18 protein-coding genes are annotated in these 20323 nt (G+C 63.6%); 11 read left to right on the forward strand and 7 right to left on the reverse strand.

The features are described 5' to 3' along the window. Window positions 1-47 precede the first annotated feature (47 nt). From lspA to AWB77_RS16365, 3 genes are all read right to left on the reverse strand, one after another. Window positions 48-566: a signal peptidase II gene (gene lspA / locus AWB77_RS16355; protein ID WP_061135503.1), complete on the reverse strand. Its 519-nt coding sequence runs from the start codon at window positions 564-566 to the stop codon at window positions 48-50. Continuing rightward, window positions 567-3398: an isoleucine--tRNA ligase gene (ileS, locus tag AWB77_RS16360; protein WP_061135504.1), complete on the reverse strand. Its 2832-nt coding sequence runs from the start codon at window positions 3396-3398 to the stop codon at window positions 567-569. Between the two features lie 107 nt (window positions 3399-3505). Next, entirely contained in the window at window positions 3506-4498 is a 993-nt protein-coding gene (locus AWB77_RS16365; protein WP_061135505.1) for a bifunctional riboflavin kinase/FAD synthetase, read from the reverse strand. A 161-nt stretch (window positions 4499-4659) separates the two neighbouring features. On the opposite strand from AWB77_RS16365, the gene purN reads away from it, so the two are divergent. From purN to nadC, 6 genes are all read left to right on the forward strand, one after another. Next, entirely contained in the window at window positions 4660-5310 is a 651-nt protein-coding gene (purN, locus tag AWB77_RS16370) for a phosphoribosylglycinamide formyltransferase (protein WP_061135506.1), read from the forward strand. Beyond that, the gene (locus tag AWB77_RS16375) at window positions 5307-6605 is read left to right on the forward strand and encodes an RsmB/NOP family class I SAM-dependent RNA methyltransferase (RefSeq protein WP_061135507.1); all 1299 of its coding nucleotides are present in this window, start codon (window positions 5307-5309) and stop codon (window positions 6603-6605) included. The genes purN and AWB77_RS16375 overlap by 4 nt, the downstream gene beginning before the upstream one ends. 3 nt (window positions 6606-6608) lie before the next feature. Further along, complete coding sequence (locus AWB77_RS16380) at window positions 6609-7949, forward strand: mechanosensitive ion channel family protein (RefSeq protein ID WP_061135508.1); 1341 nt, start codon at window positions 6609-6611, stop codon at window positions 7947-7949. A 240-nt stretch (window positions 7950-8189) separates the two neighbouring features. Continuing rightward, window positions 8190-9386, forward strand: a complete 1197-nt coding sequence (locus AWB77_RS16385; RefSeq protein ID WP_061135509.1) for a DesA family fatty acid desaturase — start codon at window positions 8190-8192, stop codon at window positions 9384-9386. Window positions 9387-9501: 115 nt separating this feature from the next. Beyond that, window positions 9502-10629 (forward strand): quinolinate synthase NadA, encoded by a 1128-nt coding sequence (gene nadA, locus AWB77_RS16390; protein WP_061135510.1) that lies wholly within the window; start codon window positions 9502-9504, stop codon window positions 10627-10629. Further along, on the forward strand, window positions 10629-11501 hold the full coding sequence (gene nadC, locus AWB77_RS16395; RefSeq protein ID WP_061135511.1) for a carboxylating nicotinate-nucleotide diphosphorylase: 873 nt from the start codon (window positions 10629-10631) through the stop codon (window positions 11499-11501). The genes nadA and nadC overlap by 1 nt, the downstream gene beginning before the upstream one ends. Here the strand turns inward: nadC and nadB are convergent. The 4 genes from nadB to radC all read right to left on the reverse strand — a co-directional run bounded on the left by nadB (window position 11498) and on the right by radC (window position 14678). Continuing rightward, window positions 11498-13096: an L-aspartate oxidase gene (gene nadB / locus AWB77_RS16400; RefSeq protein ID WP_061135512.1), complete on the reverse strand. Its 1599-nt coding sequence runs from the start codon at window positions 13094-13096 to the stop codon at window positions 11498-11500. The two genes, nadC and nadB, sit on opposite strands and share 4 nt — an antisense overlap. Before the next feature lie 202 nt (window positions 13097-13298). Then, window positions 13299-13466 (reverse strand): 50S ribosomal protein L33, encoded by a 168-nt coding sequence (gene rpmG / locus AWB77_RS16405; RefSeq protein WP_006050116.1) that lies wholly within the window; start codon window positions 13464-13466, stop codon window positions 13299-13301. Window positions 13467-13477: 11 nt separating this feature from the next. Then, the gene (gene rpmB / locus AWB77_RS16410; RefSeq protein ID WP_008351171.1) at window positions 13478-13711 is read right to left on the reverse strand and encodes a 50S ribosomal protein L28; all 234 of its coding nucleotides are present in this window, start codon (window positions 13709-13711) and stop codon (window positions 13478-13480) included. 220 nt (window positions 13712-13931) lie between these two features. After that, the gene (gene radC, locus AWB77_RS16415) at window positions 13932-14678 is read right to left on the reverse strand and encodes a RadC family protein (RefSeq protein WP_061135513.1); all 747 of its coding nucleotides are present in this window, start codon (window positions 14676-14678) and stop codon (window positions 13932-13934) included. A gap of 204 nt (window positions 14679-14882) precedes the next feature. Here radC and AWB77_RS16420 point away from each other — a divergent pair, with 204 nt between their 5' ends. The 5 genes from AWB77_RS16420 to AWB77_RS16440 all read left to right on the forward strand — a co-directional run bounded on the left by AWB77_RS16420 (window position 14883) and on the right by AWB77_RS16440 (window position 20313). Further along, window positions 14883-15338 carry an FKBP-type peptidyl-prolyl cis-trans isomerase gene (locus AWB77_RS16420; RefSeq protein WP_061135514.1) on the forward strand — a complete coding sequence of 152 codons (456 nt, stop codon included), beginning with the start codon at window positions 14883-14885 and terminating at the stop codon, window positions 15336-15338. A 2-nt stretch (window positions 15339-15340) separates the two neighbouring features. Beyond that, window positions 15341-16303: a 4-hydroxy-3-methylbut-2-enyl diphosphate reductase gene (ispH, locus tag AWB77_RS16425; RefSeq protein ID WP_061135515.1), complete on the forward strand. Its 963-nt coding sequence runs from the start codon at window positions 15341-15343 to the stop codon at window positions 16301-16303. 428 nt (window positions 16304-16731) lie between these two features. Continuing rightward, entirely contained in the window at window positions 16732-17958 is a 1227-nt protein-coding gene (locus AWB77_RS16430) for a branched-chain amino acid ABC transporter substrate-binding protein (protein ID WP_061135516.1), read from the forward strand. A 212-nt stretch (window positions 17959-18170) separates the two neighbouring features. After that, entirely contained in the window at window positions 18171-19121 is a 951-nt protein-coding gene (locus tag AWB77_RS16435; RefSeq protein ID WP_061135517.1) for a branched-chain amino acid ABC transporter permease, read from the forward strand. A 22-nt stretch (window positions 19122-19143) separates the two neighbouring features. Further along, window positions 19144-20313, forward strand: a complete 1170-nt coding sequence (locus tag AWB77_RS16440; RefSeq protein WP_061135518.1) for an ABC transporter permease subunit — start codon at window positions 19144-19146, stop codon at window positions 20311-20313. Window positions 20314-20323 lie beyond the last annotated feature (10 nt).

Below are 20323 nucleotides of genomic sequence, written 5' to 3' on the forward strand. Positions count from 1 at the left end.
CATCGCAAAAAGAACACGGCTCCGTGAAAGGAGCCGCGTCGTGAATGTCAACGTGAGCCGCGCACGCGCCGGAGTTCGTCGAACACCAGCAGGACCGCGCCGACGGTGATCGCGCTGTCGGCGAGGTTGAACGCCGGCCAGTGCCAGGCGTTCACGTGAAAATCCAGAAAGTCGATGACGTGCCCATACGCGATCCGGTCGATGACGTTGCCGATCGCGCCGCCCATGATGAGCGAAAGCGCCGTGCAGAACATGCGCTGCCCCGAATGGCGCTTGAGCAGATAGCAGATCACGATTGCCGCGACGACGCCCAGCGCCGTGAATGCCCAGCGCTGCCAGCCGCCCGCCATTGCGAGGAAGCTGAACGCCGCGCCGCGGTTGTAGACGAGCAGCAGGTTGAAAAACGGCGTGAGCGCGTGCGGATCGCCATAGGCGAACACGCGCTGCACGGCGATCTTCGTCAACTGGTCGAACAGAATGACAATCAGCGCGACGCCGAGCCACGGCGCGAGCGAACCGCTGCTCGCGGCTTTAACGGAAGTTTGTTTTGCCATCGTTCGAGCCATTTATGCCGCGCCTCGCGTTTCGCCTGCGCCGAAGAGATTGGAGAAGCAGCGGCCGCACAGACCCGGATGATCCGCGTGCGAGCCGACATCGGCGCAATAGTGCCAGCAGCGCTCGCACTTCAGATAGCTCGACGCGGCGACATCCACGCCTTCTTCCGCCTCGCTCGCGACCTTCTCCACTTGCGCCGACGACGTGATCAGCACGAAGCGCAATGCATCGCCGAGGCTCGCGAGCGCGTCGTAACGCGCGCCGCTTGCGCGCACCACGACTTCCGCCTGCAGCGACGAGCCGATCTGATTGGCCGTGCGCGCTTCTTCCAGCGCCTTCGTGACGTCGCCGCGCGCGCTGCGGATGAGCGTCCACTTGTCGAGCAGCTCGCCGCCGTTCGCGATCTCCGGATACGTCGCGAAGACTTCGGTGAAGATCGTGTCCTGGCCGGGCTTCAGCACCTTGTACGCCTCTTCCGCCGTGAACGACAGATACGGCGCGACGAGACGCAGCAAGCCCTGCGCGATATGGAACAGCGCGGTCTGCGCGCTGCGGCGCTCGCGCGAATCGGGCTTGGTCGTATAGAGACGATCCTTCAGCACGTCGAGATAGAAGCCGCCGAGATCTTCCGAGCAGAACGTCGCGATCTTCGCGACGACCGGATGGAACTCGTACTTCTCGTAGTGCGAAAGCGCGTCGTCCTGCAGATTGCGCGTGAGCGCGACGGCGTATCGATCGATTTCGAGCCAGTCCTGAAACGGCAGCGCGTTCCTGTCGAAATCGAAGTCCGACAGATTCGCGAGCAGGAAGCGCAGTGTGTTGCGAATACGCCGATACGTTTCCGTCACGCGCTTGAGAATCTCCTCCGAGATCGCGAGTTCGCCCGAATAGTCGGTCGATGCGATCCACAAACGGATGATCTCCGCGCCGAGGCGATTGGCCACTTCGTGCGGATCGATACCGTTGCCGAGCGACTTCGACATCTTGCGGCCTTCGCCATCGACGGTGAAGCCGTGCGTCAGGAGCGCGTCGTAAGGCGGACGGCCATCGAGCATCGATGCGGTCAACAGCGACGAATGGAACCAGCCGCGATGCTGGTCCGAGCCTTCGAGATACAGATCGGCCGGAAATTGCAGCGAATCCTTGTGCGAGCCGCGCAGCACGTGCCAGTGCGTCGTGCCCGAGTCGAACCACACGTCGAGCGTGTCGCGATTCTTCTCGTACATGTTGGCGTCATCGCCGATCAATTCGCGCGGATCGAGCGATTGCCACGTTTCGATGCCGCCTTCCTCGACGCGCTTCGCCACTTCTTCCAGCAACTCCAGCGTGCGCGGATGCAGCTCGCCGGTTTCCTTGTGCACGAAGAACGCCATCGGCACGCCCCATTGACGCTGGCGAGAAAGCGTCCAGTCCGGGCGATTCGCGATCATGCTGTAAAGACGCTGCTTGCCCCACGACGGATAAAACGCCGTGTTCTCGACGCCTTCGAGCGCGGTTTCGCGCAACGTCGGGCCACCGTCCTTCGGCTTCACGTCCATGCCCGCGAACCATTGCGAGGTCGCGCGGTAGATGATCGGCGTCTTGTGGCGCCAGCAGTGCATGTAGCTGTGCGTGTACTTCTCGCTCTTGATGAGCGAGCCCGCGCCATCGAGCGCTTCGACGATCTGCGGATTGGCCTTCCAGATCGACAGCCCGCCGAAAAGCGGCAGCGATTCGATGTAGCGGCCATCGCCCATCACGGGGTTGATGATGTCGGAATCCGCCATGCCGTGCGCCTTGCACGAAACGAAGTCTTCCACGCCATAGGCCGGCGACGAATGCACGATGCCCGTGCCGCTTTCGGTCGTCACGTAGTCGCCGAGATAGACCGGCGACGTGCGCTTGTAGCCCGGATGCGCGGCCGCGAGCGGATGATGAAAGCGCAGGTTCGCGAGCTTTTCGCCGGTCGTCGTCGCGATGACTTCGCCCGGGAGGCCGTAGTTCTGCAGGCACGCTTCGACACGCTCCTGCGCGAGGATCAGCAGGCCGCGCGGCGTATCGACGAGCGCGTAGACGATCTCCGGATGCACGTTCAGCGCCTGATTCGCGGGAATGGTCCACGGCGTCGTCGTCCAGATGACGATGCCGCCTTCCGCGCGCGGCAGCGCCGGCAGGCCGAACGCCTGCGCGGTCTTTTCGGGTTCCGCGAACGCGAACATCACGTCGATGGTCGGATCGGTCTTGTCCTTGTACTCGACTTCCGCTTCCGCCAGCGCCGAGCCGCAGTCGAAACACCAGTTCACCGGCTTGAGACCGCGGAACACGTAGCCCTTTTCCATGATCTTGCCGAGCGCGCGGATTTCGCCCGCTTCGTTGGCGAAGTTCATCGTCTTGTACGGATTGTCCCAGTCGCCGAGCACGCCCAGACGCCGGAAGCCGACTTTCTGCTTCTCGATCTGCTCGCCCGCGTAGGCGCGCGCCTTCTGCATCACTTCGATGGCGGGCAGCGTCTTGCCGAACTGCTTTTCGATCTGGATTTCGATCGGCATGCCGTGGCAGTCCCAGCCCGGCACGTAGACCGCGTCGAAGCCCGCGAGATTGCGCGCCTTGACGATCATGTCCTTCAAGATCTTGTTGACGGCGTGGCCGAGGTGGATGTCGCCGTTCGCGTAGGGCGGGCCGTCGTGCAGGATGAACTTCTTGCGGCCCTTCGATGCCGCGCGGATCTTCTCGTAGATCTGCTTGTCCTGCCATTCCTTGACCCACGCGGGTTCGCGCTTGGGCAAGTCGCCGCGCATCGGGAACGGCGTGTCGAGCAGGTTGACGGGATACTTCGAGGAAGCCTTTTCTTTCTTGTCGCTCATGAGTGACTCAGTGAATTCGGTGAGACGGCGGCGCTGGTTTGCGCGCGGTGTATCCAGGCAGGCGAGGGCAGCGGGCGATGCGCTTTTTTCAAAGCGGCACCGCGCGCTCACCTAATTCGGTCGGTCGCCGAAATGGCGAAGCCGGAAGCGCGGCTCGCGTTGCTGGCAGGCGGCAGGCCGAAGTACGCGCGCGCGTCGTCGACGTCTTTCGCGATCGCGCGGCCGAGCGTTTCGAGGTCGACGTACTTCTCCTCGTCGCGCAGCTTCTTCAGGAACTCGACGCGCACGAGCTTGCCGTAGGCGTCGCCGTGCCAGTCGAGCACGAACACTTCGAGCAGCACGCGGCCGGAATCGTCGACGGTCGGACGCAGGCCGAGGCTCGCGACGGCGGGCAGCGGTTCATCGGCGAGGCCGTGCACGCGCACGACGAAAATGCCCGCCAGCGCCGGCCGTTTGTGCGCGATCGGCAGATTCAGCGTGGGAAAGCCGAGGTCGCGGCCGAGCTTCGCGCCGTGCACGACATGTCCGCTGATGACGTACGGACGCCCGAGCGCGACTTGCGCCGCGTCGAGATCTCCCGCGACGAGCGACGAGCGCACCGACGACGACGAAATGCGCGCGCCGTTCGGATGCGCGACGGTCGCCATCTGCTCGACTTCGAAGCCGTATTTCTCGCCGGCCGCTTTCAGCGACTCGAAATTGCCCGCGCGTTTCGCGCCGTAGCAGAAGTCGTCGCCGACCATGACCCAGCGCGCGTGCAGGCCATCGACGATGACGTTCTTCACGAACGTATCCGGCGACTGGCCCGCGAACGTCTTGTTGAAATGCTCGACCACCACGCGATCGACGCCGTTGGTGCGCAGCGCTTCGAGCTTGTCGCGCAACATGGCGATGCGCGGCGGCGCGCCTGCCGGATTGAAGAACTCGCGCGGATGCGGCTCGAAGGTCATCACGCAGACCGGCAGCGCGCGCGCGTCGGCGGCGGCCCGCACGTGCGCGAGCAGCGCCTGGTGACCGCGATGGACACCGTCGAAATTGCCGATGGTCAGCGCGCAGGGCGACCGGCTTTCGGCATTGGGGAGGCCGCGAAAGACTCTCACGATAGGCGATGGTCGGTGGGAGGGGCAGATGCCGCAAAGCGTTAGATTATAGACGCTCGCACGGATGGTCGGGCGCGAGCGCCCCGGCGCGACGCCGGTCGATCCCGAATGCAAACCCGTTTGGCACGATTTTCGCACCCTCCGAATGATAAAATCCGCGGATGAAAAAAATCGTCATTCTGATCTCCGGACGCGGGAGCAACATGGAGGCCGTCGTGCGTGCATGCGCGCGCGAAGGCTGGCCGGCTCGCGTCTGCGCGGTCATTTCCAACCGGCCCGATGCCGCCGGTCTAGGCTTCGCGGCCGCGAACGGCATCGAAACAAAAGTGGTGGATCATCGTCAGTTCGACGAACGCGAATCGTTCGATGCGGCGCTCGCGCGTGAAATCGATCGCTTCGAGCCCGATCTCGTCGTGCTCGCAGGCTTCATGCGCGTGCTGACCGACGCCTTCGTCGTGAAATACGCCGGGCGCATGCTCAACGTTCATCCGTCGCTCTTGCCGTGCTTTCCGGGTTTGCGCACGCATCAGCAGGCGCTCGACGCCGGCGTGCGCGTGCACGGCGCAAGCGTGCATTTCGTGACGCCGACGCTCGATCACGGGCCGATCGTCGCGCAAGGCGCGGTGCCGGTCGTCGCCGGCGACGATGCCGCCGCGCTCGCCGCGCGCGTGCTCAAGGTCGAGCACGAAATCTACCCGCGCGCGGTGCGCTGGTTTATCGAGGGGCGTCTTTCTATCGAGGGCGAACGTGTCGCCCTCACGCCGTCCGAGCCGCAATGGCTCTTTGCCGACATTGCCGGGGAGGGCGTATGAGGCTGCATGGATTTCTGATCGGACAAACCGAAACGCTGCTCGCGGACGTGCTCCGCTTTTCCGGCCCGGCCGATGCCGCGACGAGCCGCTTTTTCCGCGCGCATCCGAAGCTCGGGCACGGCGAGCGCGGCGTGATCGCCGAGGCGGTCTTCGCGGTGCTGCGCCGGAAGATGGAGTTTTCGCATCTCGCGGAAAGCGGCAGCGGCAATCAGGCGCGCCGTCTCGCGCTGCTCGGGCTGATGCAGACGGCCGGTCTCTCCGCGCTGAAGCCGTTCGTGTCCGCCGACGAATATCAATGGCTCGCGCAGGTCTCGAAGATCGATCCGGCGAGCCTGCCGGTCCGCGTACGCACGAACCTGCCGCAGTGGATCTACGACGCGATGGGCAAGCGATTCGCGCCCGAAGAACTCGCGCAGCTTGCCGCCGCGCTGAACTATCCCGCGCCGCTCGATCTGCGCTCGAATCCGATCAAGGCCGATCGCAAGATCGTGCTGAAGGCGCTGACCGAGGCGGGCATCGACGCGGGCGAAATGCCGTTCGCGCCGTTCGGCATCCGCGTCGACGGCAAGCCGGCGCTGACGCGCCTCGCGCCGTTCCAGGAAGGCTGGATCGAAGTGCAGGACGAGGGCAGCCAGTTGCTCTGCTCGCTGATGGCCCCGCGCCGCGGCGAAATGATCGTCGATTTCTGCGCGGGCGCGGGCGGCAAGACGCTCGCTCTCGGCGCGATGATGCGCTCCACCGGCCGTCTCTATGCGTTCGACGTGTCCGATCGCAGGCTCGCGAAGCTCAAGCCGCGTCTCGCGCGCAGTGGCCTGTCGAACGTGAATCCGGTGCTGATCGACAGCGAACACGACGCGAAGATCAAGCGCCTCGCGGGCAAGATCGACCGCGTGCTCGTCGATGCGCCGTGCTCGGGCCTCGGCACGCTGCGCCGCAATCCGGACCTGAAGTGGCGTCAGTCGCCCGCGACGGTCGCTGAACTTACGCCCAAGCAACTTTCGATTCTCACGAGCGCCGCGCGGCTCGTGAAGACCGGCGGCCGTCTCGTCTACGCGACCTGCTCGATGCTCGAAGCGGAGAACGAAGACGTCGTGAAACAGTTTCTCGATACGCATCCGAACTTCCGCGTGGTGCCCGCGCGCGACGTGCTGGCGGAACAGCGCATCGATCTGGACACGGGCGAATTCCTGTCGCTGTGGCCGCACAAGCACGGCACGGACGGCTTCTTCGCGGCGGTGCTGGAGCGCGTGCCCGACGCCGCCAAAGCACCCAAGGCAGCCGAAGAATCCGCGTAAGCGATGCAGAATCACTTCCTGAACGAACTCTCCACGCGGCTTTTTCGCGACTTCGGCGAGCCGGAAGTGATCTGGCAGGTGGCCGCGCTCTTCGGCCTGCTGGTGGTGGCGTGGTGGTGCGCGCGCGCGCTTCGCAAGAAGCTCGATGCGCGCCGCCAGTCGCGTTTCGAAGCCGTGCGCTTCGGCGCGGAAAGCCTCAACAAAGCACTGTTTCCGTTGCTCGGCACCGTGTTCGTGTCGATCGCGCAGATCGCGCTCGCCCCGTTCATCCATACGTCCCTGCTGCGGCTTGCGCTCGTGCCGCTGTGCGGCATCACCGTTATTTACACGATGCTGTACGTCGCGCGGCGCGTCTTCAGCCGCGGTCAGGCGGAGCACGAGGCCAACGCGCTGCTCTATCTGTTCGAAAAGCTCGTGACTGCGATCGTGTGGATCGCGATGGCGCTCACCGTCATGGGCATCCAGGACGATGTCGTTCACTGGATGGCGAGCGTGCGCTTCAATTTCGCGAACGCGCACATGACGCTGCTCTCGCTCGCCTCGGGCGTGCTGTGGGTGTGCGTGACGCTGATCGTCGCGATGTGGGCGGGCGCGCTGCTCGACGACCGCCTGATGCGCGCCCGCTCGCTCGATGCAAATCTGAAAGTGGTGCTCGCCCGTGTCGCGCGGGCGCTGATGATTCTCGCCGCGATTCTGGTGAGCCTGTCGATCGTCGGCATCGACATCACGGTGCTCGGCGTGTTCGGCGGCGCGCTCGGCGTCGGGCTCGGCTTCGGCTTGCAGAAGATCGCGAGCAATTATGTGTCTGGCTTCATCATTCTGCTGGACCGCTCCTTGCGGCTCGGTGACATGATCAACGTCAGCGGGAATCAGGGCACGGTTACGCAGATCCGCACGCGCTATACCGTCGTGCGCGGTCTGGACGGCATCGAAACGCTGATTCCGAACGAAAAGCTCATCACGGATGTCGTACAAAATCATTCGTCGTTCCTCACGCGTGGCAATGCGAAGATCGCGGTGCAGGTGAGTTACCGATGCGACGTCGAACGCGCGATGCAGTTGCTTGTCGAAGCGACGCAGGGCGTCGAGCGCGTGTTGCAGGACCCGGCGCCCGCGGCGCTTCTCGCGAGTTTCGGCGCGGACGGCATCAATCTGGAGTTGAGTTTCTGGATCGAGGAGGCCGCCAAGGGCACGGGCGGCGTAAAGTCGCACGTGAATCGCGCGGTTTGGCGGTTATTCTGCGAGTATGGGATTGAAATTCCCTACGCTCAGCGCGAAATACGAATTATCGATGGCGTGCCCCGTGCGGGCAGCGAATCGGTAATAAATGCCGGACTTGGCTGACAACCCGTCGGACGGCTCGATCTTTTGATTTGAGTGGTGATTCGGCACCTGATCGAGGCGTGAGATTTTCCTCGTTTCGGTACCATTCAAAAAATTTCACCTTTAGGACAAAGACTTGGAACGCATGCAGTAGAATGCGATCGAACTTGCGCACATTCCTTTCATGTGCACAACACCGCGTTCGAAGTCCGTTCGACCGGCCATTTTTCCCGAATTTCACAGCTACACAGGTAAACTGCCTTGCTGAATTCTTCTCTCGAATTTCTCGCCAACGGATTGCTCGACTTTTCCTGGTGGCAGATTCTGCTTTTCACGCTCGCGATGACGCACGTCACCATCGCCGGCGTCACGATTTATTTGCACCGCTGCCAGGCGCACCGCGCGCTGGACCTGCATCCGGTCGCGAGCCACTTCTTCCGTTTCTGGCTGTGGATGACCACGGGCATGCTGACCGGCCAGTGGGCGGCGATCCACCGCAAACATCACGCGAAATGCGAAACCGAGGAAGACCCGCACAGCCCGCAGACGCGCGGTATCTGGAAGGTGCTGCTCGAGGGCGCGGAGCTCTATCGCTCGGAAGCGAAAAACGAAGAAACCATGCGCAAGTTCAGTCACGGCACGCCGAATGACTGGATGGAACGCAACGTCTACACGCGTTATCCGATTCTCGGCATCAGCGTCATGATGGTCATCGACGTCGCGCTGTTCGGCATCGTCGGTCTGTCGGTGTGGGCCGTGCAGATGATCTGGATTCCGTTCTGGGCGGCAGGCGTCGTGAACGGTCTCGCCCACTGGTGGGGTTATCGCAACTTCAACTCGTCGGATGCCTCGACGAACATCTTTCCGCTCGGCATCCTGATCGGCGGCGAAGAACTGCACAACAACCATCACACGTTCGCTACGTCGGCGAAGCTGTCGAGCAAGTGGTACGAGTTCGACATCGGCTGGCTGTATATCCGCATGATGTCGATGGTCGGCCTCGCGACGGTGAAAAAGGTCGCGCCGACGCCGAAGCTCGCTGCGAGCAAGGCCGTCGTCGATCAGGACACGCTGCAGGCCGTGCTCGCCAACCGCTACGAAGTGATGGCGCGCTACGGCAAGGCGCTCAAGCACGCCTACGCGCAGGAACTGGCGAAGCTGAAGGAAGCCGGCGCGCGCGAGAAGTATCAGTTGATGCGCGGTGCGCGCAAGTGGTTTCACAAGGAAGAAGACGGCCTGAACGAGCCGCAGTTGAAGCAACTGCCGGAGCTGACCTCGGATAATCAGAAACTGCGTACGTTCATCGAGCTGCGCAAGGACTTGTCGGCGATGTGGGACCGTTCGAACGCATCGCGCGAACAACTGGTCACGCAGTTGCAGGACTGGTGCCATCGCGCGGAAGAAAGCGGCATCAAGGCATTGCAGGATTTCGCGCTGCGTCTGCGCCGCTACGCCTGATCCGCGATATCCGTTAAAATTTAAGGACGTCACAAGACCCCGCTCTGGCGGGGTTTTTGTTTTTGGGCGGCCGATTCTCGCATCACGTTGTTGGCATGGAGCAGGGGACAGGGACATGGAAGCGATCAGGAGCGTCGAGTACGACCGGCCGCAAGGCCTGACGTGTGGAGTGGGCGAGGCGTGGGCGCGGGTGCCCGACGCGCCATCGGCCGAACGCAAGCGCGAGCTGAAGGAGCGCATCCGCGCGCTGCTCGTGCGTGAACAGGCGGTGCTCGTCGCGCACTATTATGTCGACGCCGAACTTCAGGAACTCGCCGACGAAACCGGCGGCTGCGTCGCCGACTCGCTCGAAATGGCGCGCTTCGGGCGCGATCACGCCGCGAAGACGCTCGTCGTCGCGGGCGTGCGTTTCATGGGCGAGACGGCGAAGATTCTGAGCCCGGACAAGCGCGTGCTGATGCCCGACCTCGACGCGACCTGCTCGCTCGACCTCGGCTGCCCGGCCGACGAATTCTCCGCTTTCTGCGATGCGCATCCGGACCGCACGGTCGTCGTGTACGCGAACACGAGCGCGGCCGTGAAGGCGCGCGCCGACTGGATGGTCACGTCGTCGATCGGGCTGGAAATCGTCGCCGATCTGCACGCGCGCGGCGAAAAAATCCTGTGGGCGCCGGATCGGCACCTCGGCAGCTACATCCAGAAGAAGACCGGCGCGGACATGCTGCTGTGGCAAGGTTCATGTCTCGTCCACGATGAGTTCAAGGGCATCGAACTCGATCTCTTGCGCCGCGAATATCCCGACGCCAAGGTTCTCGTGCATCCGGAATCGCCGGAAGGCGTGGTCGCGCTCGCGGATGTCGTCGGCTCGACCACGCAGCTCATCGATGCCGCCGTGAAGCTCGACGCGCAGCGCTTCATCGTCGCGACCGATCTCGGCATCCTGCACAAGATGCGGCTCGCCGCGCCGGGCAAGACGTTCATCGAAGCGCCGACCGCCGGCAACAGCGCGACCTGCAAAAGCTGCGCACATTGTCCGTGGATGGCGATGAACGGCCTCGCCAATCTCGCCGACGTGCTGGAGCGCGGGCACAACGAGATTCACGTCGACCCGGCCATCGGAATGCGTGCGCGCGTGCCGATCGACCGCATGCTCGATTTCGCCGCGCGTCACAAGAAGCGCGTGCAGGCGAGCGGCGATCTTGCGAAAGACACGACGCTGTTCTCGAACGTGGGAGCCGCGTGATGACGTATGCATCGATCTTCGAGGAAGTCCGCGCGCAATACGGCGAAGCGTTCGACGCGGCGCTCGCGCGCAATGTCGTCGATGCGCTCGATGAAGACGTCGGCACGGGCGACGTCACCGGCCGCCTCGTGCCCGCCGACGCGCGCCGCACCGCGCGCATCATCGTGCGCGAGGAAGCGGTGCTCTGCGGCGTGCCGTGGTTCGATGAAGTCATGCGCCGCGTCGATCCGTCCATCGAAGTGCAATGGCAATATCGCGAGGGCGATCGCATGACGGCGAATTCGCCGGTCGTGTTGCTGCACGGCGCTGCGCGCTCGCTGCTGACGGCCGAGCGCAATGGCCTCAATTTGCTGCAATTGCTGTCGGGTGTGGCGAGCGCGACGCGCCGTTACGTCGACGCGATCGAAGGCGCGCGCGCTCGGATTCTCGACACGCGCAAGACCTTGCCGGGCTTGCGGCTCGCGCAGAAGTACGCGGTGCGCGTGGGCGGCGGCGCGAACCAGCGTCTCGCGCTATACGACGGCATTCTGATCAAGGAAAACCACATCGCGGCGGCGGGCGGCGTCGGCGCGGCGATGGATGCGGCGCTCGCGTTGCAGGCCGGCGTGCCGATACAGATCGAAGTGGAAACGCTGGAGCAACTCGAAACGGCGCTCGCGCACCGGGCCGAATCGATCCTGCTCGACAACTTCACGCTCGACATGATGCGCGACGCGGTACGCATCACGGCGGGGCGCGCGTTGCTCGAAGTGTCGGGCGGCGTGAATTTCGACACCGTGCGCGCGATCGCGGATACCGGCGTCGATCGCATCTCCATCGGCGCGCTCACGAAGGACGTGCGCGCGACCGATTTTTCGATGCGTCTGCTCTAAAGGCTCGTGCGGCGCGCGGCCGGCGGCATCAGCACTGTCGGCAGCGCCTTCGGCAAGGTCGCGGGCCAGTCGCGGCTGTAGTGCAGGCCGCGGCTCTCGCGCCGCGAGCACGCGCTTTCGACGATCAGCGACGCCACGTCGACGAGATTGCGCAGTTCCAGCAGATCGCGGCTCACCTTGAAATTCGCGTAGTACTCGTGGATCTCGTCGCGCAACATCGCGATACGGTGCTGCGCGCGCGCGAGGCGCTTGTCCGTGCGCACGATGCCCACGTAATTCCACATCAGCCGGCGCAACTCGTCCCAGTTGTGCGCGACGACCACTTCCTCGTCGGGATCGGACACGCGGCTTTCGTCCCAGTCGGGCAATTCGGCGTGACAGCCTTTCGAATAGCCATCGGCTTCGATCGCCTGCGCCGCCGCGCGCCCGACCACGAGGCATTCCAGCAGCGAGTTGCTCGCGAGCCGGTTCGCGCCGTGCAGCCCGGTGTACGACGTCTCGCCGACCGCATACAGGCCCGGGCGATCCGTGCGCCCCGCGAGATCGGTGACGACGCCGCCGCACGTGTAATGCGCGGCCGGCACGACCGGAATCGGCTCCTTCGCGATATCGATGCCGAACTCGCGGCAACGCGCGAGGATCGTCGGAAAGTGCTCTTCGAGGAACGCGCGCGGCTGATGGCTGATGTCGAGATACACGCAGTCGATGCCGCGCTTCTTGATTTCGAAGTCGATCGCGCGCGCGACGATATCGCGCGGTGCAAGCTCGGCGCGCTCGTCGTGCGCGGGCATGAAGCGCGTGCCATCGGGCAGGCGCAGCACGCCGCCTTCACCGCGCACCGCTTCGGAAATCAGGAACGACTTCGCGTACGGATGGAAGAGGCACGTCGGATGGAACTGGATGAACTCCATGTTCGCGACGCGGCATCCCGCGCGCCACGCCATCGCGATGCCGTCACCGGTCGCGGTATCGGGATTGGTCGTGTAGAGATAGACCTTGCCCGCGCCGCCCGTTGCGAGGACGGTGTGCGGCGCCTGAATCGTCACGGTGCGGCCCGTCTTGAGATCGAGCGCGTAAAGGCCGTGACAGCGATGCCCCGGCAGCCCGAGCCGGTCGGACGTGATGAGATCGATCGCGTAATGATCTTCGAGAACGGTGATGTTCGGATGGTTGCGCACGCGCTCGGACAGCGTCGTGACGACGGCGTGGCCCGTGGCGTCGGCTGCGTGGATGATACGCCGATGGCTGTGGCCGCCTTCGCGCGTCAGATGGAAGCCGAGTTCCGCCGAGACGTCGCGCGTGAACGGCACGCCTTCGTCGATGAGCCATTCGATCGCCGCGCGCCCGTTTTCGACGATGAAGCGCGTCGCGGCTTCGTCGCACAGCCCGCCGCCGGCGACGAGCGTATCGCCGACGTGATTGTCGATGCTGTCGGCCGAATCCAGCACGGCCGCGATGCCGCCCTGCGCCCAATCGCTCGCGCCGATATTCGCCGCGCGCTTGGCCAGGATCGCCACGCGCCGGGTTTCGGCGAGATTCAGCGCGACGCTCAGACCCGCGAGCCCGCTCCCTACGATCGCTACATCGAAATTCATGCTGCCGGTTCTCCGTCCGTGTTCTTCGTCGTTAGCCGGCAAGCATAACGCGCATGAACATTCCGTGACAGCGAAAACCCCCGTACGATCGTGTGCAAAGCGTGGGAAACATGGGAAAAAAGCGGCGTCGAAAAACAAAAAGCCCCGCAGGGTGCGGGGCTCTTTGCTGTCTTCGCCTTTCGGCAGGTCTCAAAATCAAAGCTTACTTGATCTTGGTTTCCTTGTAGTCAACGTGCTTGCGGACGACGGGATCAAATTTCTTGATCAGCATCTTTTCCGGCATGTTGCGCTTGTTCTTGGTCGTCGTGTAGAAGTGACCCGTGCCTGCGGTCGATTCCAGCTTGATCTTGTCGCGTGCGCCCTTGGCCATGTGCGTGCTCCTTAGATTTCACCGCGTGCGCGCAGGTCTGCGAGCACGGCGTCAATACCGTTCTTGTCGATCAGGCGCAGGCCGGCGTTCGAAACGCGCAGACGCACCCAGCGATTTTCACTTTCAACGAAGAAACGGCGGTTCTGCAGATTCGGCAGGAAGCGACGCTTGGTCTTGTTGTTTGCGTGGGAAACGTTGTTGCCCGACATCGGGCCTTTCCCAGTTACTTGGCATACGCGTGCCATGGTGACACTCCTAATACACGTTGAGTCCGAGACGAACGCTCGATGCGAAAGCACTTGATTTGCCTTCGTTTCGATACCTCTTATCGCCCAATTTGCCGATCGGGGACTTGGCAGCACGGTTATGCCAATGAGGACCGCATTCGTTCAGAACAGGCGGGTTGAGAAAAGCAAACGCGGATTGTAGCAGGAAAAACGCTGCAATATCAAACGGTTTATGCCGTCAGAGCCAGCCGTGACGCGCAAACGAGAAGACGTCGTTCGCGGCCACGACGATGTGATCGAGCAGCCGCACGTCGATGAGCGTCAGCGCGTCCTGCAGCGTCTTGGTGAGCCGCCGGTCGTTCGCACTCGGCTCGACCCCGCCCGACGGATGATTATGCGCGACGATGAGTCCCGCTGCATTCAGCGCGAGCGCCCGCCGCACGATCTCGCGCGGATAGACGGCCACGCGCGTGAGCGAGCCGCGCGCCGATTCCTCGACGTGCAGCAGTTGATGGCGCGCATCCAGATAGAGGCAGATGAACACCTCGTAGGGCCGCGTGCCGATCAGAAGCCGCAGATAGTCTTCCACCGCGCCCGGCGCGTTCAGCAGTTCGCGGTCGCGCGCCTTCTCGGCCAGCGCGCGCCGGCACAACTCGGACACGGCGATGAGCGTCGCCGCGCGCGCCGGCCCGATGCCGCGCAGTTCGCGCAATTCCGCCTCCGATGCGTCCAGCACGCCGCGCAGCGACCCGAAACGCAGCAGAAGCTGGCGCGCGACATCGACGGCTGTCACGCCCATGACGCCGGTGCGCAGGAACAATGCGAAGAGTTCCGCGTCCGACAGCGAGGCGGGCCCGGTGTCCAGCAGTCGCTCGCGGGGCCGATCTGCGCGCGCCCATTTGCGGATCGGCATGAGGGGCGCGATCGCGGGCGCGCCGTCGCCGGGCGCGGCGGCTGGCTGCACGAGCCGCAGATCGGCGCTCATCGCGGGGCTCCGGGACGGCTTGTCGCGCGGGCGAGCGCACACGGGAGCGATCCACGTGACGCGCCCCGGCGCAACTCTGTCTTACAATAGCGGTTTTGGCGCCCGGTTCGCACCGGCGCCGCGCGGTTTGCCGCCTCGCGCCGCAGAGCCGCCGCATGCGGGGCCCGCGCCCCGCCTTCAAACGAACGGCCACATCCAATACTCATGAGCATCATCGATATCTCCGAGGTGAAACCCGGTTCGCACGTCACGCTTCATTACCGGCTCGCGCTTGCCGATGGTGCCGACGTCGTCAACACGTTCGCCGACAAGCCCGCGACGCTCCTGCTCGGCGCAGGGCAACTCGCCGAACCGCTGGAAGACATTCTGCTGGGCCTGAAGGTCGGTCACCACTCGACCTTTCAGCTAACGCCGGATCAGGCGTTCGGACCGCGCAATCCTGAGCTCGTCCAGTGGGTGTCGCTTGCGACGCTGCGCGAAAACAGCATGATCGGCGAGGATTTTTCTCCCGGCGATCTCGTCGAATTCAACGCGCCGAACGGCGGACGCTACGCGGGCGTGCTGAAGGAAGTCGGTGAGACTGCCGCGCTGTTCGACTTCAATCACCCGCTCGCGGGCCAGGCGCTCGTCTTCGAAGTGAAAATCATCGGAATTCTGTAACCATGATTGAAAGCCTCAACGAAGTTCAGACCGACGTCGAAATCCTGCTCGCGCAGCCGCGCGGGTTCTGCGCGGGCGTCGATCGCGCAATCGAGATCGTCGAGCGCGCGATCAAGCTGTTCGGCGCGCCCATCTACGTGCGCCACGAGATCGTCCATAACGCTTATGTCGTCGCGGATTTGCGCAAGAAGGGCGCAATCTTCATAGAAGAGCTGTCCGACGTGCCCGAGGGCGCGACGCTGATCTTCAGCGCGCACGGCGTCTCGAAGGCGGTGCGCGGCGAAGCCGAAGCGCGCGGCCTGCGCGTGTTCGACGCGACGTGCCCGCTCGTGACCAAAGTGCACATCGAAGTCGCGAAGATGCGTCAGGAAGGCTTCGACATCGTGATGATCGGCCACAAGGGTCACCCGGAAGTGGAAGGCACGATGGGCCAGTCGGGCGAGGGCATGCATCTCGTCGAAGATATCGACGACGTGCTCAAGCTCGATCTGCCCGATCCGCAGCGCATCGCGTACGTGACGCAGACGACGCTGTCCGTCGACGATGCCTCCGCGATCATCGACGCGCTGAAGGCCAAGTACCCGCAGGTGAAGGAGCCGAAGAAGCAGGACATCTGCTACGCGACGCAGAACCGCCAGGACGCCGTGAAGTTCCTCGCGCCGCAATGCGACGTGGTGATCGTCGTCGGCAGCCCGAACAGCTCGAATTCGAGCCGTCTGCGCGAAGTCGCGGAGAAGCGCGGCATTCCCGCCTATATGGTGGATTCGCCGTCGCAGATCGATCCGCGCTGGGTCGAGGGCAAGAAGCGCATCGGCGTGACGGCGGGCGCATCGGCACCGGAAGTGCTCGCTCAGGCCGTGATTGCGCGTCTGCGAGAGCTCGGCGTGCGCAATGTGCGCTCGCTCGAGGGCATCGAGGAAACCATCTCGTTTCCGTTGCCGCGCGGCTTGTCATTGCCGCAATGAACTAATCGCATCGCTCGAAAAAGCGCCTCCGGGCGCTTTTTTTTCGCCTTTTAAGTGCGACGAACGGCTACGGGCGGAACCCTTCCGAACGATCTGAAACCAAGCGAAAGCCCCATTTCGGGGCACACGCCGTTGTAGGCGATTCCTTCTAATGCCTTCAGGGTTTCCCCGTAAATCCGATAAGCAAACGTACGCGCCCGAACCTGTCCGATTACACCTGCTTCCGTTATGGTGCAACTGCTGCACAAAAAAGGATCGCAACCCGGTTGCGCTTTTGCCGGAAAATCGCCGAAAAATGATGGTTGCAATGCTGGAAAACCCCGCCACGCAAGAATATTGCTCGTCTCATATTTAGCGTTACAATGCGCGCGTCTTGAGGCCAGAAGGGTTCACGACGACAGTTTTTAGAGGCGCAGGAGACCTATTTGATGCGATTCAAAGTTGCTCACGCCGTGTCCATCGCGGCTGCGGTTGCAATGGCAACCGCATGCGGCAAGAAGGACGAAAGCGGGGCGAGCACGGCGGCGTCAGCGGCGAGCGCGGTTGCCGTGGCGGCTGCGTCCGCTCCGGCGCCGACGCCGGCGAGCGAGGCAACTGTCGTGAAGATCGGTCACGTCGCGCCCGTGACAGGGCTGCAGGCGCATCTGGGCAAGGACAACGAAAACGGCGCGCGTCTCGCGCTCGAAGAGATCAGCGCGCAGGGTTTGACGATCGACGGGCATTCCATCCGTCTCGAACTGGACGCCCAGGACGACGCCGCCGATCCGCGCGTGGGCACCGAAGCCGCGCAGAAGCTCGTCGATGACCGCGTGGTCGCGGTCATCGGCCATATGAACTCGGGCGTATCGATTCCGGCGTCGAAAATTTACAGCGATGCGGGCATCGCGCAGATTTCGCCGTCGACGACCAATCCCGAGTACACGAAGCAAGGCTACAAGACGACGTTTCGTGTCGTCGCGACCGACGCGCTGCAAGGCCCCGTGCTCGCGAACTACGCGGTGAAGACGCTGCACGCGAAGAAGGTCGTCGTGGTGGATGACGCCAGCGCCTACGGCCGCGGCCTCGCCGACGAGTTCGCGAAAACCGCGCAGGCCGGCGGCGTGAAGATCGCGGCGCGCGAGCAGACCACCGAGAAGGCGCGCAACTTCAAGGCGATTCTCACGAAAATCAGGCGCATCCAGCCGGACGCCGTGATGTACGGCGGCATGGACGTGACGGGCGGACCGTTCGCGAAGGAAGCGGCGGCGCTCGGCATCAAGGCGAAGATCCTGGCGGGCGACGGCGTCTGCACCGACAAGGTGGCCGAGCTCGCGGGCGACGCGGTGCAGAACATCGTCTGCTCGGAGGCGGGACTCGCGCTTTCGAAGATGGACAAGGGAGCCGACTTCGAGAAGAAGTACGAAGCGCGCTTTCACACGCCGGTGCAGATTTACGCGCCGTTCACGTATGACGCGATGTACGTGATCGTCGATGCAATGAAGCGTGCTAACTCCGTCGAAGCGCCCAAGGTGCTCGCTGCGATCGCCACGACCGACTACAACGGTCTGACGGGTCATATCGCATTCGACGACAAGGGCGACCTGAAGGCGGGGACCATCACGCTGTACGACTTCAAGGACAAGAAGAAGGACGTACTCGACGTCGTCAAGCAGTAGGCAGTCTGGCGGCGCCAGCTATCCGGCGGCGCTGTTTTCGTATCCGTCCGTGAACTGCTTGCAGCCCCATCCGGCCGCGGGCGGACGATCGGCGCTCAACCCTTACCGGTTTTTTAAAAGTACGCGCAGTGCCGCTTCAGATTTCGCTTCACACTGGTTTATCGGCCGGTGATAAAGGCGTTATCGAATCGCACGGGGCTAAGGAGCTTTAAATGGATATTTTCATCCAGCAGATCCTCAACGGTCTGGTGCTTGGCAGCGTCTACGCCATCATCGCGTTGGGTTACACGATGGTGTACGGCATTCTCGGCATCATCAACTTCGCGCACGGCGACGTGCTGATGGTCGGCGCGATGGTTGCGCTCTCCGCCATCGGCGTCATGCAGAATCACGTGCCGGGCTTGCCCGGACCGATCATGCTGACGATCGCGCTCGTCATCGCGGCGATCGTCTGCGCGCTCGTCGGCTACACGATCGAACGCGTTGCGTACCGGCCGTTGCGCAAGGCGCCGCGTCTTGCGCCGCTGATCACCGCGATCGGCGTGTCCATTCTCCTGCAGACCATCGCGATGATGATCTGGGGCCGCAATCCGCTCGCGTTCCCGCAGCTTCTGCCGACCGATCCGATCAACGTCATCGCCGCCGACGAAACCCGTCCGGGCGCGGTGATCTCGATGACCGAAATCGTCATCATCGTGGTTGCGTTCCTCGTGATGGGCGGCCTCCTGCTCCTCGTGCACAAGACCAAGCTCGGCCGCGCGATGCGCGCCATCGCCGAGAATCCGGGCGTCGCGTCGCTGATGGGCGTGAACCCGAACTTCGTGATTTCCGCGACCTTCATGATCGGCTCGGCGCTGGCGGCGCTGGCGGGCGTGATGATCGCCTCCGAATACGGCAACGCGCACTTCTACATGGGCTTCATTCCCGGTCTGAAGGCATTTACGGCGGCGGTGCTGGGCGGGATCGGCAACCTGGGCGGCGCGATGGTCGGCGGCGTGCTGCTCGGTCTCATCGAACAGTTGGGCGCCGGTTATATCGGCAACCTGACGGGCGGCGTCTTCGGGTCGAACTACCAGGACGTGTTCGCCTTCATCGTGCTGATCATCGTGCTCGTGTTCCGTCCGTCGGGTCTGCTCGGCGAACGTGTCGCGGACCGCGCTTAAAGAACGTGAGGAGCTCAAAAAAATGACTTCGATTCAACCGATTGAGCCGTCCACGACGCTCATCCCCGAAAAGAACATGACGAAGACGCTCGTCGTCGGCGTCATCACCGCGATCTTCGTGATCGCCGCACCGATGGTCATCGGCGCGGCGGGCGGCAACTACTGGGTCCGCGTGCTCGACTTCGCGATGCTGTACGTGATGCTCGCGCTGGGCCTGAACGTGGTGGTCGGTTTCGCCGGCCTGCTCGATCTCGGTTACATCGCGTTCTACGCGGTCGGCGCCTACACGGCTGCTCTGCTCTCGTCGCCGCAACTGACGACGCAGTTCGAGTGGATCGCGCATCTCGCGCCCGGCGGACTGCACGTGCCGTTTCTCATCATCGTGCCGGTCGCGATGGCGCTCGCGGCAACCTTCGGCGTGCTGCTCGGCGCACCGACGCTGCGTCTGCGCGGCGACTATCTCGCGATCGTGACGCTCGGCTTCGGGGAAATCGTCCGGATCTTCATGAACAACCTCGATCGTCCGGTCAACATCACGAACGGTCCGAAGGGCATCACGGGCATCGATCCGGTGACGGTGGCGGGCTTCAACCTGTCGCAGACGCACGAGTTCTTCGGCATGAAGTTTCCGTCGGTCTACATGTATTACTACCTGTTCGTGATCGGCGCGCTGATCGTGATCTGGGTGTGTACGCGTCTGCAGCACTCGCGCATCGGCCGCGCGTGGGCCGCGATCCGCGAGGACGAAATCGCCGCGAAGGCGATGGGCATCAACACGCGTAACGTCAAGCTGCTCGCGTTCGCGATGGGCGCGTCGTTCGGCGGTCTGTCGGGCGCGATGTTCGGCGCGTTCCAGGGCTTCGTGTCGCCGGAATCGTTCACGTTCTGGGAGTCGATCGTCGTGCTGGCGTGCGTGGTGCTGGGCGGCATGGGGCACATTCCGGGCGTGATTCTCGGCGCGGTGCTGCTCGCCGTGTTCCCCGAATTCCTGCGCTCGACGATGGGCCCGCTGCAGAACGCGATCTTCGGCCATCAGATCGTCGATACCGAAGTCATCCGTCAGCTGCTGTACGGCCTGGCGATGGTGCTCATCATGCTGTATCGCTCGGAAGGTCTGTGGCCGGCCGCGAAACACGAAGACAAGATCGCGAAGATCGCGAAGCGCGGCGGCAAGAAGCCGGTGCGCGCTTAAAGGCGGGGAA

The organism is Caballeronia fortuita, from assembly GCF_001544835.2.
Classification (GTDB): domain Bacteria; phylum Pseudomonadota; class Gammaproteobacteria; order Burkholderiales; family Burkholderiaceae; genus Caballeronia; species Caballeronia fortuita.